The following is a 14,517-nucleotide window of genomic DNA, read 5'->3' as shown; positions in this document are numbered from 1 at the left end:
ATAATGGCAGATGTCGAAAAGAAAGAAACGGTTATTATCGGAGCAGGCCCTGGTGGCTATGTGGCCGCAATTCGGGCTTCTGAATTGGGACAAAAGGTAACGTTGATTGAAAAATCAGATAAGCTTGGTGGCGTTTGTTTAAATGTCGGCTGTGTGCCATCAAAAGCGTTGATCGCCGCAGGTCATCGATTTAGGGAAGCAAATGATGCTTCAAGTTATGGGATCACGACGCAACCAGCAACCATTGACTTTAAGAAGACACAGGAATGGAAACAAACCAAGGTTGTCGATCGAATGACCAATGGCGTTAAGATGCTATTAAATAAGCATAAAGTTGAGATTATCCAGGGCGAAGCAGTTTTAGATAGTGATACCCAGTTGCGAGTCATGCCCGTTGGCCCTCAGCAGTTTATGAGTACAAATGCTGGGACAACGATTCAGTTTGACAACTTGATTATCGCAACCGGTTCTCACCCAATCGAAATTCCTGGTTTCAAATTTGAAGGCCGGGTAGTTGACTCGACTGGTGGTTTGAATTTACCAGAAATCCCAAAGGAATTTGTTGTCATTGGTGGTGGCTATGTTGGAACTGAATTAGCTGGTGCTTATGCTAATTTGGGCGCCCACGTTACAATTATCGAAGGCCTCGATTCTATCTTGAACGGGTTTACTAAGGACATGGTTTCGGTAGTCTTGAAGCAATTGAAGAAAAAGGGCGTGGATGTTCATACCAGTGCCAAGGCAATTTCTTCCAGTCAGGACGATGATGGGGTTTCTGTCACTTATGAGGAAGACGGTAAGCAATCAACAATCAAAGCTGATTATTGTATGGTAACGGTTGGCCGCCGTCCCAATACGGATGATTTAGGCTTGGAATATACGAGCGTGAAGGTCAATGATCACGGGATTGTTGAAACCGACGAGCAGGGGCGGACTGCCTCACAACATATTTTTGCGGTTGGTGATATTGCATCTGGACCAGCTTTAGCTCATAAGGCCTTCTTCCAGGGTAAGGTTGCTGCTGGCGCCATTGCTGGCAAGAATACAGCTAACGACTATGCTGGCGTTCCGGCCGTTTGCTTCTCAGACCCAGAATTGGCCGTTGTTGGCTTAACGGAAGCCCAAGCGAAGGATAAAGATATCGAGGTTGCAACGTCCAAGTTCCCATTTGCTGGGAATGCCCGTGCGGTTTCGCTGGACCAGGTAGATGGTTTTGCTCGATTAATCTATACCAAGGATGACAAGACCATCCTTGGTGGCGAGGTTGTTGGCCCAGGCGCTAGTGATCTCATTGCTGAATTAAGTTTGGCAGTTAATAGCCATATGAACGTTGAGGACATTTCGTTGACGATTCATCCACACCCAACTTTGAGTGAACCAATTCAAGAAGCTGCGGATGTTGCGTTAGGATATCCAACGCATATTTAAGTAAAATTAAGATAATGAACAGTTAATCTCGGATTTAAAGAGTCGCGTAACCATTTCAGATTATTGAGAATGGGACGCGACTTTTTTGGCTCTTTGACCACCTTAGATATATCCAAGTAATGTGGGATGATGACAGGCAATTTTTACACGCGAGACAACACTTTTTCTGAAAGAAAGTAATTTATACTCTTTTGTATTTCACAAACTTTTGTTTTCATCTATAATGTTGTTAAAAGCTTAATAATGATCGGAGTTGATTTTCATGGCCAACGGGTACGAATACCCATTGATCGACGGATTGGACGTTGATGAAGTAATTGCGGTTGTGGCGTTTTTTCAGAAAGTTGAAGCAGCTTACGAACGAGCTGCAGGAGTTGACCGGGCGGAATTTGTCAAGGCTTATAATAAGTTTCAACGCATTTTGCCAGCCCAAATGGAACAAAAGCAACTGGAAAAGGAATTTTTGCGACGCTCTGGCTATGATTCATATGCGGTGATTAAGAAGATTCAGAATTCTGAGACCAAAAATGTAAGGATGGATGGCACAAATAATGGACGTTAACGAAATTAAAGTAATAGATAAGACGGTGAAGGGTTGGCTGAAGGAATCCCGTGATAACGTCTTACGAAAGATTGATACCCGGTTAACTGTGAATACTAAATCGGGACGGACTGACCTGGTGACCAACATTGATAAACAAAACGAAAAATTTCTTGTTTCCAAAATCCGTGAATTCGATCCAGCCTCACGAATTCTTGGTGAGGAAGGTTCTGGGGATGATGTGACAACGACAATCGGCCGGGTGTGGATTATTGATCCAATCGATGGCACGATGAACTTTGTTAAACAACGTAATCACTTTGCAATTATGCTTGCTCTCTATGTTGACGGCGAGGGGGTCTTAGGTTATATTCTCGACGTCACTGGCAATCATTTGCTGTCAGGCGGCCCCCAAATTGGTGTATTTGATAATGGCCAACCACTTACAAAAGTCGCTGATACACCTCTTAGAGAAGGATTGATGGGGTTAAGTGGCCCAATGGTACTACATAATGATTACAATATGGTAGATATTGCGAATCAGTCACTTGGAATGCGGGTTTATGGCAGCGCTGGGATTGATATTATCTCGGTTTTACGCGGTGAATTAGTTGGATACATTTCATACCTAAAGCCCTGGGACTTTGGGGCAGGTAAGATTCTTTGCGAAACTGCTGGGATGATGGTCACGACTATTGACGGAAAGCCTCTGGGTATGTTATCATCAACCACGGTATTGTTAGCAACACGAAGGGCACATCGAGACATTCTTACAATTGTAGGTCAATAGTCATACTGTGACGGTTGTCACAGTTTTTTTATGCCAATAGATGAGATGTGTAACGTTCGGTAATGATTTAAATGAAGGGAAGCAAACGACTTGGATACAAAATTAAAAACACGAGATGACATTCGTAACATCGCAATTATCGCCCACGTTGACCACGGTAAGACAACCTTGGTTAATGAATTATTGAAGCAATCAGATACTTTAGATCAACACGTTCAGATTGAGGATCGTGCACTTGATTCTAACGCAATTGAAAAAGAACGAGGAATCACGATTCTTTCTAAGAATACTGCTGTTAAGTATGGTGATAAACAAATCAACATTTTGGATACACCAGGGCATGCTGATTTCGGTGGTGAAGTTGAGCGGATCATGCGAATGGTTGACGGTTGTTTACTTGTCGTCGATGCCTTTGAAGGAACTATGCCACAGACTCGGTTCGTTCTTAAAAAGGCCTTGGAACAGCACTTAACACCAATCGTTGTTATTAACAAGGTTGACCGTGAAGGTGCTCGTCCTAAGGAAGTTGTCGATGAAGTGCTTGATCTTTTCATTGAACTTGGTGCCGACGAAGAACAATTGGATTTCCCAGTCGTTTATGCATCAGCTATGAACGGAACTTCAAGCTATGATTCTGAAATTAGTAAGCAAGAACATACAATGAAGCCAATTTTTGATACAATTATCAAAAATATTCCGGCTCCAATTGATAACTCAGATGAACCACTTCAATTTCAAGTTGCAATGCTTGATTACAATGATTTTGTTGGTCGAATCGGAATTGGCCGGATTTTCCGGGGAACGATCAAAGTTGGCGATAACGTTACTGTTATGAAACTAGATGGTTCAAAACAAAACTTCCGAGTTACTAAGTTAATGGGATTCTTCGGCCTTAAGAAAGAAGACATTCAACAAGCCAAAGCCGGCGACTTGATCGCTGTTTCTGGGATGGAAGATATTAACGTTGGGGAGACAGTTGTTGACCCTAAGGACCCTGAACCACTTCCAATCTTGAGAATTGATGCACCAACACTGCAGATGACTTTTGGAACCAACACGTCACCATTTGCAGGCCAAGACGGTAAGTTTGTAACTGCTCGTCAGTTGGAAGACCGACTAAAGCGTGAATTGCATACTGACGTTTCTTTGCGAGTTGAGGATACCGATAATCCTGGTTCATGGATCGTTTCCGGTCGTGGTGAACTTCATTTATCAATTTTAATCGAAACGCTTCGTCGTGAAGGCTTTGAATTACAAGCTTCACGTCCAGAAGTTATTTATCGTGAAGTTGATGGTCAGATGTGTGAGCCATTTGAATCCGTTCAAATCGACACTCCTGATGAATACACCGGTTCAATCATCGATACCCTTTCGCAACGAAAAGGTGAGATGCAGAACATGGAAACAACCGATAACGGCCAGACTCGCTTGACATTCTTGGCACCATCTCGAGGCTTAATTGGTTATTCAACTGAATTCCTTTCAATGACTCGTGGTTATGGTATTTTGAACCATACCTTTGAAAAATACATGCCTGTTATCAAGGGCTGGAACCCTGGTCGTAAGAAGGGAACACTGGTTTCAATGAATGCTGGTAAAGCAACTACCTACGCAATGATGGGGATTGAAAGCCGAGGAACCTTGTTAATCGATCCGGGTACCGAAGTTTATGAAGGCATGATCGTTGGTGAAAACAACCGTGAAAATGACATTACGGTTAACATCACTAAGGGTAAGAACCTTACAAACGTTCGGGCTGCTGGATCTGATGATATGGCTCGAATCAAGACACCAACTCATTTAAGTCTTGAAGAATCACTTGAATTCTTGAATGAAGATGAGTTGTGTGAAGTAACGCCTCACTTTGTTCGGTTGCGTAAAAAGATTTTGAACTCTAACTCCCGTGAAAAAGAAGCCAAGAGAAGAAAGCATAACTAAATTTAACAAAAAGTTTCTAAATTTTGGGTCAGGTGGTTTGATCCCAGAATTTAGAGAGGCACAATTGTTTCCGGTTGGAAATGATTGTGTTTTTTTGTTAACCAGTAAGAACTAACGATTTGTTACAGCCCTCTTCAATGTATGAATGGTGGTTAAAATAACAAACGAAATGAAAAGATGACCATTGTTCCAATTCTCCTTAAATCCTAAACGATCCGTCATTCAAACTATTTTGAGATATGAATTGTTCTTTTTCTGTCCTCGCGAACTTCCTTATTTCGAGTGAAATAGATATGATATAATGAAGTTTAATGTGGATACATAAACAAGCAGAAAAGTGGAGTGGCTAATGTCTCGTTTTAAAAGCATCGATTATTTTATCTTTATTCCGTATCTCATCATGTCAGTGATTGGGATTATCATGGTTTATTCCGCCAGTGCAAACATTGGCATCCAAAATGGCGGCAGTCCCAGTAGCTATTTTCGAAAGCAGTTTTTCTTCGTGATCCTTAGCATCATCATTGTCTTGTTAATGAGTCGCTTTAAGATTACAAAGCTAAGGAATAAACGGTTTCTTTCGTATTTAGAAATTATTTTTTTTCTGGTATTAGCTGGATTGTTGGTTGTTGGTACGACAATTAACGGGGCAGCTGGTTGGATTCGGATTGGTTCTTTGAGCATTCAGCCAGCGGAATTCGTGAAGTTTTTTATCATTATTCGGCTGGCGAATATTATTGATTACAAGCAGGATATCATTACGCAATCTTCCGCAGACTGGTGGCACGAACTTTGGCCAACAGTGGTGCGGACGGGAATCTTGATCATCTTAATTTTTGCCCAGCCTGATGCTGGTGGGGCGGCAATCAACTTTGCTATTGCCTTTGTCATCTTTATGACTAGCGGAATTTCTTGGAAGAAAGCGTTGGCGTTTCTGGGTGGCGGAGTGGTATTTGTGATTGCGGCTATTCAATTTGTTTTGGTGCCGTTATCTAAAACGTCGCTATTTTCTGGTTCTTATCAGTTACAACGAATTATTGCATTCACCAACCCCTTTGGTCATGCTACGGGAGCGGGGCAACAATTGGTTAATTCGTACTATGCTATTAGTAATGGTGGTCTATTTGGTGTTGGTTTAGGGAATAGTGTTCAAAAAACTGGTTATTTACCAGAGCCTAATACTGACTTTATTATGTCGATCCTAACAGAAGAATTAGGGGCCGTTGGGGCAATTTGTGTCATGGCCTTGCTGACTTTTATCATCGCTAGGACGGTGTTGATTGGCATTCGCAGCAATAATACTTACCAGAGTTTGGTGTGCTACGGCGTTGCAACGTATATGACCATCCAAACGCTATTTAATATGGGCGGGGTTCTTGGCGTTTTACCAATAACTGGGGTAACTTTTCCCTTTATTAGTTATGGCGGGTCCAGCATCCTGACATTGTCATTTTGTCTAGGGTTAGTCTTGAATATTTCAGGACGTCAAAAGCGAGCCCGACAGACGTTACAAACAGCTACGGGTTAGGATTTAAAGGAGATGTAAATTTGGCATTTGAAATTCAGCCAACAATTGGTTTGATCGTCTATTTGCACTCGGTTAAGCATTCAAGAAGCTTAAAGCAGTTTGGGCGGCTTTATTACGTTTCCAAACGGATGCGATATGCTTTGTTGTATGTTAATCAAGATCAACAAGAGGCCGTTACGAAAAAATTAACCTCAGAAGGTTATGTGAAGCAGGTGGTGCCTTCTCATTTAAATGAACTCGTTCAAGAAGTTGAGGGTAAAAATACGGTTGATGACGACGATTCGTTTGATGAAGACTTTTAAGGTGAGGTTATTAACTTGAGAATTGTATCCGGAAAGTACGGTGGGATTCGTTTAACGCCGGTAAAGAGTGACAAGACCCGACCAACGACGGACAAGGTTAAAGAGTCGATTTTCAGTATGACCGGCCCCTATTTCAATGGTGGGACCTTTCTTGACCTGTTTGCTGGTTCTGGGGCGGTTGGCATCGAGGCCGTTTCGCGGGGAATGGCAAGAGCAGTCTTAGTTGATAGGCAGTTTCAGGCGATCAAGGCAATTAAAGAAAACGTAGCTAAGATCCATTCGGAAAATCAGTTTGATGTCATTAAGGGGAATGCAGATGTTATTTTAAAACAGCTTTCTCAGGCTAATGAAAAATTTGAGATGGTTTTTTTAGACCCGCCGTACAAGCTGCAACGAATCATTGAGACGATTGACATTCTAGCTGACCGATCACTATTGGCGGCTGGGGCAACGGTTATTTGTGAAACGGATAATCAAACAGTACTACCAGCAACCCATGGACCATTCCAAGTGATTAAACAGAAGAACTATGGGTTGACTAATTTAACAATTTACAAGTTTAAGGGATGACGAGATGACAAAAGTTTTATATGCGGGTAGCTTTGACCCGATTACACTAGGACACGTTGACGTGATTCAACGGGCTAGCCGTATCTTTGAAAAGGTCTACGTGGCAATTAGTATTAATACGCACAAAAAGGCAACTTTTACCCCGGAGGAGCGAGAAGCGTTTGCCGAAGACGCCTTAAATAACCTTGAGAACGTCGATGTCATGATTTCCGACGAATTAACCGTTGAGTTGGCTAAAAGTCTCGGAATAACCGTTCTCTTACGTGGTGTCCGTGGCAGTTCTGACCTTGATTCTGAAATGGCAATTGCGGGGTTAAACGAAAAATTAAATTCTGAGATTCAAACGGTGTTTATTCCTACCGCAGCCGATTACCGTGATTTATCATCAAGTATGATTAAAGAAATTGCCAAGTTTCATGGTGATATTTCTAAATTTCTGCCAACCAAGGCGGCATTAGCCCTAAAGAATAAATTTAAGTAGAGAAGTGGTTAAGTCATGAAGAAGTCCCAAACAAAGCGGTACCTTCTCGGGATTGTTGTTTTTTTGATTGTCCTGGCTGGATTATTTTGGCCGTTGCCCAATTACATAGAAGGGCCAGGGGATGCTGCCAACTTGAGCAAAATTGTCGCCATTAAAGGCCATCCCGATCAGCGTAAGGGGCAATTTATGCTAATGTCGGTTAGTATTGCTAAAGCCCGGCCGATTACTTATTTGTATGCCAAATTGAGCCCGTACTACTCAGTTGTCTCGGACGAAAACGTTACGGCTGGTCAGAACATGCAGGAGTACGATAAGGTTCAACAGTTTTACATGGAAAGTTCAATTGGCCAGGCAATTTACACCGCGTATAAACACGCACATAAAGCCGTTAAGATGGATTACCGTGGCATTTATGTCCTAGATATTTCCAAGAATTCCAAGTTTCGAAATAAACTGCAAGTTGGTGACGTGGTGGAAGCCATTGATGGTCATCGCTTTAAGAGTTCAACTGGATTTGTGAACTATGTTAAGAAGCAGAAGTTGGGCCAGCGGCTAACCGTTACGCTTAAGCGAAATGGGAAGCGTCATAAGGTAACTGCGCCGCTCATTATGATTTCAAAGCACCGAGCTGGGATTGGGATTACGTTGACTGATGATCTTAAGGTTCATACGAACATTCCAATCAAAGTTAATCCGGGCGATGTTGGTGGACCATCTGGTGGGTTAATGTTTTCCCTGCAGATATATAGTCAATTAACTAATAAAGACTTGCGACATGGGCAAAAGGTTGCTGGTACCGGAACGGTTGATGGTCTGGGCAATGTTGGTGAAATTGGGGGCATTGACAAGAAAATTATGACGGCCAAGAAACACGGGGCCAAGATTTTTTTAGCCCCCTATATTAAACCAACAAAGCAAATTTTGAAATTGGAGCCAGGTCATCAAACTAACTATCAACTGGCGAAACAAACGGCTAAAAAGTATGCACCGGGGATGAAAGTGATTCCCGTTAAGACCTTTTCTCAAGCAGTAAAAATATTAGAAAAGCAATAAAGGATTAGATAGTCTAATCCTTTTTTTCGTATTTAACTATATAGGAGGGAGGAACAGTATGAATAGGATACGTGAGTTTATTGATGAATATCTGTATCAGATACTAATTGGCCTAGTAGGCATAATTGTCGTTTTTTTGTTTGTAATTGGTGGCTTGATGCTTAGTCATGGAGATAAGGAAGCAGTTGTTGACGATAGCACGGGTGTGACGTCTGAATCATCGGTCAGTGATGCATCACTTCAAGCTTCGTCTCAGGAAAGTACCCGCCAAATTGCTTCAGGAACTTCAAGTAACCAGCAGATGTACGTCGATGTAAAGGGGGCCGTCAAAAATCCAGGCGTTTATCAAATCAATCCGAATATGCGAGTTGTTGACGCAATTAATTTGGCAGGTGGTTACAATCGCTCCGCGGATAAAAAGCAAATTAACTTGGCTCAAAAATTAACGGACGCACAGGTGATTTATGTCCCGATTCGTGGTGAGAAGGGTGCCCCAATTACATCGACCGTCACACCAACCACGGGTGGCGGCGAGTCGGCAACAGCTGATAATTCAGCACCTGATGATAGTGGAAATACTGGGCAAAGTAATGAACAAATTAATTTGAATACAGCTGATAAAACCAAATTGCAGGAATTAAATGGGATTGGTGATAAAAAGGCTGATCAGATTATTGCGTACCGCCAGGCTCATGGACAATTTAAAAAAATTGAAGAGCTAAAGGACGTGCCCGGATTTGGTGATAAAACCTTTGCTAATTTAAAATCTTCAATCTGTGTCTAGCCCAAACCATGGATTTGAGATATGATTTACACCATGGAAGGTGAAATTATGGACAAGCGAATCAAATGGGACCAATATTTTATGATGCAAGCAGTATTACTTGCATCAAGAAGTACGTGTGAGCGATTGTCAGTAGGAGCTGTGATTGTTCGTGACAAACGCATTATTGCCGGTGGTTACAATGGCTCAGTAGCGGGTGATGATCACTGTATCGACGTTGGCTGTTACTTAGTAGATGGGCACTGTGTGAGAACGATTCATGCTGAAATGAACGCAATCCTTCAGTGTGCAAAGTTTGGTGAAAGTACGGATGGCGCCGAAATTTACGTTACGGACTTCCCATGTCTTCAATGTACGAAGATGCTACTACAGGCCGGGATTCGCAAAATCAATTACCTTAGAAACTACCATAACGACAGCTATGCTCAAAAGCTCATTCAATTAAAGGATATTACATTAAATAAAATTAATTTAACTCAGTCTGACATGGATCGTGTTCCATTTGACGCCTATTTATCTGATTAAGGATTAGAAATTGGTTTATTCTTCCGGCGCTGACCATGCTTTTTTTGAGTATGGGTTTGTTTGGAAATAAAATTATTGGTATAACGCTCTTAGCAATTTTGGTTGTTCGATTGATTGTCGTTAGGAATCCACGGCTGATTCTGATGAGTATTGCCGCTGCAGGGAGCTTTATGGTAGCTGCGACCATAGTCAATGCAAGCTTAAAAGCCACGTTTCCAGAACGACTTACAAACCAGCAATTGAAGGTTTACCCAGATATGCTTAAAACCAATGGGGCTAGTTTTAGTTATGTTGGTCAGCTTCAAAATAAGCCACATCATTTAGTCTTTTATGGCCGCTTTAAGAGTCAATATCGGATGCGGCAAGTTGTTAATTCGAAACGACCAGTGTTACTGACGGTTAGTGGCAAAATAAGTGATTTTACCCCAGCAACCAACGTGAATCAATTTGATATGCAATCCTATTATCATCATCAAAAAGTGGTTAAAGTTTTTACGATTGATGATAATTACGCAATTAAGTATCCTCAAAAGCTAACTATGGTTGACCGGATTCACCAATTACGCTCTGAGTTCAATCATTATTGTGCGACTTTGCCTAAAACATTACGGATATACGCCATGGGGTTGATCAGTGGTAGCCGACAAAGTGATTTCTTTGATGAAATGACGGGTGTGAAACGGCTGGGGTTATTACACGTTTTTAGCATTTCTGGCATGCACGTTTATTATTTCCTGGCAATTGTTGGTCAGCTGTTAGGCTGGCTACGGCTTCCTAAGTACTATAAAGCAGTTATTGAGTTGGCCTGCATTGCTGGTTATTTTGTTTTTTCTGGTGGTTCACCGGGCTTATTTAGGGCAGTGGTAATGGCGGTCATTGCAATCGTTAATAGCCTATTTCGAATCGGGTTATCACGATTGGACGTGTGGAGCCTCTGTCTGATGATTAATTTGATCCTATTGCCAGAGGCCATGTTTTTAATGGGCGTGCAGTTAAGCTATGGCCTATCATTAGGCCTAATTGTTTCTGACAAGTTTTCTTACGTAAAACAAACGGTATTTCTCAATCTGCTGACAATCCCCATTTTATTATTTCACGTGTATGAGTGGCATTTGTTAAGTGTTGCCATTAATTTAATTGTCTTACCATTGTTTGGCAAGGTGATTTTTCCGTTGGTGATTACTGGTGTTTTGGTTGGGGTGATGATGCCTGTTTTGGTTCAACCAATCGACTGGGTGCTAAGATTATTTAATGATAGCTTAAATTGGGTTAGTGGCTTACCTGGAATGGTTACGTATGGTAAGCCAAGTTTGATTGTCGTGATTTTAGCGTTATTGTTGACGTTTGGATTTGTCATTAAAAAGGCTCACCCAAAGGGACTAATGATTAGTCTTTGCCTGTTATATGTGAGTACTTTTCTGGTTATCCACTTTCCAACTCAGGGCGAAGTTAGTATGTTTGACATTGGTCAGGGTGATAGCTTTTTGATTCGGACGCCGTTTAATAAGACCGTTACGTTAATTGATACGGGCGGTAAAGTTGATTTTAGCAATCACGCCTGGGAGCGGGGAACCCCAAATTATCAGGCTAAACGGTTATCCATTAATTATTTAAAAAGCATGGGTATCTCTCGGATAGATTATCTGTGCGTCAGTCATCAAGATGCGGACCACTGTGGCGATTTACCAGCTTTTATTAAGGAAATGAAGATTAAGAACATTCTAATTCCACTGGGGATGGACCATAATCCAAATTTCATGAAGCGAATTGCGGGCCGAAATCCAGCCACTAAGGTGATTCCGGTTAATGATGAGATGCGTGTGCCTGACTTGCCGCTATCGATTTTTCATCCTTATGAAATGGGTAAGGGGGAAAATCATGATTCAATGGTTCTTTCCGGCCGGTTTGGCGGATTAAATTGGTTGTTTACCGGTGATTTAGACCGGCCAGGAGAAATTGACACGCTTCAACGTCATCCACAGCTAAGCACAGATGTACTAAAGGTGGGGCATCATGGCAGTAAAACGGCCTCGGATCCCCAGTTCATCTCTCAGGTTCGGCCTAAATTTGCTTGGATTTCTGCCGGTAGAAATAATCGGTATCATCATCCAAACATTGAGACGATTGAAACGCTTCAGCAAGCTCATATTAAGATCTACAATACCCAAACACAGGGTATGGTAAGATATGTATATCGCAACAATGCCGGTCACTTCGAAACGGTATTACATGAACATGAAGGGAACGCATAATGGATTTTTCTCAATTCAAAAAACAATTTGATAAGGGTCATGTGGATCCAGTCTATTTAATTTTGGGTGATCAGGCGTATCTGGCTCAGCAAGTCAAGGATATCTTTATTGACTTGATTCCAGATACAGAACGGTCTATGAACATTGGTAGCTATGACATGGAAGACGTTTCTGTCTCGGCTGCTGTTGAAGATGCAATCTCGGTTCCCTTTTTTGGTGAAAGGCGCCTTGTCATCATCAACCGTCCCTATTTTTTAACCGGCAAAAAGGTTAAAACAAAAGTTGAGCAGAATATGGATGATTTTGAAGGCTATTTAAAGCATCCAGAGGAATCGACCGTGATGGTTATTTTTGCGCCGTATGAAAAGTTAGATTCGCGTAAGAAAATTACTAAATCGTTAAAAAAAGCGGCAACAACGATTGAAATTGGTAAATTACGGGAATCAGAAATTAAAAAGTTAGTGGTTAACCAGATAAATACCAAGGGTTTTCAGATTAATGATGATGCTTTGGACAGAATGATGCAGCTAACTGGTGGCAAGCTGACCACGATGATGGGTGAATTGCCTAAACTATGTCTGTATAATAATGATACTAAGGTCATTGATATTGATTCTGTTAATGGTTTAGTGAGTCGGTCGATGGAACAAAATGTTTTCGACTTGGTAAATACCGTTTTACGAAAAAACGCGAAGGAATCGATGGATATTTATCATCGACTAATTTTGGAAAATGATGAACCAATTCGAATTAATGCTGTTTTGATTCAGCAATTTCGGCTGTTATTGCAGGTGATGATTTTGCAGAAGCATGGGTATTCACAGGGGAACTTGGCATCAGCACTGAAGGTTCATCCATACCGAGTAAAGCTCGCAATGCAAACAGTTAGAAAGTTCAATTATGACCAATTAAGAGATGCTTATATCGGTCTAATCGAAACGGAAAAGGAAATGAAATCAACTAGCAGGTCACCAGAACTGTTGTTTGAGTTGTTTGTGTTGAGATTCATGAAAAAGAGTGCGAAAACAAGCGGTTAGAGACTGAAGTCTAAAGGCCACCACCCTAATCTCTGGGCTCTGGGGATTAGGGTGGTGGCCTTTAGATGCAAGTCTCTGCTTGTTTTCGCACGTTTTTACTGAGTGACCAAGTGAGATTAAAAGGGACTGGGATCTGCCGTTTATCGCAGATTTAATCAATATAAAGGTGGTGATCAACGTCGCCATTATAAATAGATGAAATGAGGGATGTCCCGGTCTCATTGTTGTGTTGCTAAACGGAGAGAATAGCAGACCAAAATAGTGGCTTTGCTTCACTCTTAATAAACACAAAAAACGATCATCCGAAGATGGTCGCCTTTTGTGTAATAAAGCCAGTGTGATTACAGCCATAATTTTATGTAATAAAAAAGTTGCTAGCATAACTAACAACTAAAGAAGTCTTAATTGGCTAATTTTTTAGTTAAACGTGACTTGTCACGTGAAGCTTTGTTAGCTTTAATTAGACCCTTTGATTTTGCGCGATCAATAGCACTGATTGCGTTAATGTATAAATCCTTTGTATCGTCAGCACCAGCAACTTGAGCTTTTTCAAACTTTTTAACAGCAGTTCTGTATGTACTTAATTGAGCTGCGTTTCTGCGTTGGGCCTTTTCGTTGGTTTTAACACGTTCGATAGCAGATTTGATAATTGGCATTCCGTTCACCTCCGAAGATAATTCTAAATATCATGATTAAATTTCAACAAGCATCATTATACAAAAATGATGCGGTGATTGCAAGCACATCTAAGCTATCAGGGTAAATATATCCTTGTATTACTCATGAAAATCCGTTATACTAACTTTTGTGCGTTGCACAGACCTTCAACTTAGTTCGTCGGGTACCACTGCCGCTTACTCAGTTGTTGGATTAATTTAAAAAGGTGGTTGTTAACTATGGCAGTTACACAAACGAAGAAGAATGAAATTATCAAAAAGTATGCTCGTCACGAAGGAGATACCGGTTCAGCAGAGGTTCAAATCGCTGTTTTGACCGCAGATATCAATGAAATCAACGAACATATGCGGACACACCGAAAAGATTATCATTCACAACGTGGTCTTATGAAGAAGATTGGTCATCGTCGTAACTTACTTGCTTACTTACGTGGCAAAGATGTTGCTCGTTACCGTGACTTGATCCAAAGCTTAGGAATTCGTCGTTAAAATTCAAAGGGATGGTGCAAGGCTTTAGCTTTGTACACATCCTTTTTTGTTTATCTGCCGTTACCTTTAATGCAACTTACCTGAACGATTAAATCGATGATTCGTTAAATTCACTGTGAAATATT

General features: G+C 41.3%; 15 protein-coding genes. 14 read left to right on the top strand and 1 reads right to left on the bottom strand.

The genetic code is table 11. The annotated features are described in order from the left end of the window. Positions 1 to 3: 3 nt before the first annotated feature. From lpdA to holA, 13 genes are all read left to right on the top strand, one after another. The gene (gene lpdA / locus FC98_RS08350) at positions 4 to 1,428 is read left to right on the top strand and encodes a dihydrolipoyl dehydrogenase (RefSeq protein ID WP_008855531.1); all 1,425 of its coding nucleotides are present in this window, start codon (positions 4 to 6) and stop codon (positions 1,426 to 1,428) included. 262 nt (positions 1,429 to 1,690) lie between these two features. After that, positions 1,691 to 1,990, top strand: a complete 300-nt coding sequence (locus FC98_RS08345; protein WP_008855532.1) for a UPF0223 family protein — start codon at positions 1,691 to 1,693, stop codon at positions 1,988 to 1,990. Next, a complete protein-coding gene (locus tag FC98_RS08340) occupies positions 1,980 to 2,759 on the top strand; it encodes an inositol monophosphatase family protein (protein WP_040470740.1) in 780 nt (259 codons plus the stop codon). Before FC98_RS08345 ends, FC98_RS08340 begins: the two co-directional genes overlap by 11 nt. Before the next feature lie 90 nt (positions 2,760 to 2,849). Then, the gene (gene typA / locus FC98_RS08335; RefSeq protein ID WP_054655072.1) at positions 2,850 to 4,697 is read left to right on the top strand and encodes a translational GTPase TypA; all 1,848 of its coding nucleotides are present in this window, start codon (positions 2,850 to 2,852) and stop codon (positions 4,695 to 4,697) included. A gap of 349 nt (positions 4,698 to 5,046) precedes the next feature. Continuing rightward, complete coding sequence (locus tag FC98_RS08330) at positions 5,047 to 6,222, top strand: FtsW/RodA/SpoVE family cell cycle protein (RefSeq protein ID WP_008855536.1); 1,176 nt, start codon at positions 5,047 to 5,049, stop codon at positions 6,220 to 6,222. 20 nt (positions 6,223 to 6,242) lie between these two features. Beyond that, positions 6,243 to 6,524, top strand: a complete 282-nt coding sequence (locus tag FC98_RS08325; RefSeq protein ID WP_040470742.1) for a DUF2129 domain-containing protein — start codon at positions 6,243 to 6,245, stop codon at positions 6,522 to 6,524. A 15-nt stretch (positions 6,525 to 6,539) separates the two neighbouring features. Beyond that, positions 6,540 to 7,094 (top strand): 16S rRNA (guanine(966)-N(2))-methyltransferase RsmD, encoded by a 555-nt coding sequence (gene rsmD, locus FC98_RS08320; protein WP_008855538.1) that lies wholly within the window; start codon positions 6,540 to 6,542, stop codon positions 7,092 to 7,094. Positions 7,095 to 7,098: 4 nt separating this feature from the next. After that, on the top strand, positions 7,099 to 7,575 hold the full coding sequence (gene coaD, locus FC98_RS08315; RefSeq protein ID WP_008855539.1) for a pantetheine-phosphate adenylyltransferase: 477 nt from the start codon (positions 7,099 to 7,101) through the stop codon (positions 7,573 to 7,575). Positions 7,576 to 7,590: 15 nt separating this feature from the next. Further along, a complete protein-coding gene (locus FC98_RS08310; protein ID WP_054655076.1) occupies positions 7,591 to 8,628 on the top strand; it encodes a SepM family pheromone-processing serine protease in 1,038 nt (345 codons plus the stop codon). Between the two features lie 58 nt (positions 8,629 to 8,686). Next, complete coding sequence (locus FC98_RS08305) at positions 8,687 to 9,412, top strand: helix-hairpin-helix domain-containing protein (RefSeq protein WP_056949437.1); 726 nt, start codon at positions 8,687 to 8,689, stop codon at positions 9,410 to 9,412. A 48-nt stretch (positions 9,413 to 9,460) separates the two neighbouring features. After that, positions 9,461 to 9,937 (top strand): ComE operon protein 2, encoded by a 477-nt coding sequence (locus tag FC98_RS08300; RefSeq protein ID WP_172633899.1) that lies wholly within the window; start codon positions 9,461 to 9,463, stop codon positions 9,935 to 9,937. A 50-nt stretch (positions 9,938 to 9,987) separates the two neighbouring features. Next, a complete protein-coding gene (locus FC98_RS08295) occupies positions 9,988 to 12,189 on the top strand; it encodes a DNA internalization-related competence protein ComEC/Rec2 (protein ID WP_056949445.1) in 2,202 nt (733 codons plus the stop codon). Further along, the gene (gene holA, locus FC98_RS08290; RefSeq protein WP_056949436.1) at positions 12,189 to 13,226 is read left to right on the top strand and encodes a DNA polymerase III subunit delta; all 1,038 of its coding nucleotides are present in this window, start codon (positions 12,189 to 12,191) and stop codon (positions 13,224 to 13,226) included. The genes FC98_RS08295 and holA overlap by 1 nt, the downstream gene beginning before the upstream one ends. 401 nt (positions 13,227 to 13,627) lie before the next feature. On the opposite strand, the gene rpsT is transcribed toward holA, so the two are convergent. Further along, a complete protein-coding gene (gene rpsT, locus FC98_RS08285; protein WP_008855545.1) occupies positions 13,628 to 13,882 on the bottom strand; it encodes a 30S ribosomal protein S20 in 255 nt (84 codons plus the stop codon). Positions 13,883 to 14,122: 240 nt separating this feature from the next. Between rpsT and rpsO the strand changes: the two genes are divergently transcribed. After that, a complete protein-coding gene (gene rpsO, locus FC98_RS08280) occupies positions 14,123 to 14,392 on the top strand; it encodes a 30S ribosomal protein S15 (protein WP_008855546.1) in 270 nt (89 codons plus the stop codon). Positions 14,393 to 14,517 lie beyond the last annotated feature (125 nt).

The organism is Lentilactobacillus kisonensis DSM 19906 = JCM 15041, assembly GCF_001434135.1.
Classification (GTDB): Bacteria; Bacillota; Bacilli; order Lactobacillales; family Lactobacillaceae; genus Lentilactobacillus; species Lentilactobacillus kisonensis.
Note: the sequence above shows the minus strand (reverse complement) of the source record. Positions and strands in the feature narration are given on the sequence as shown.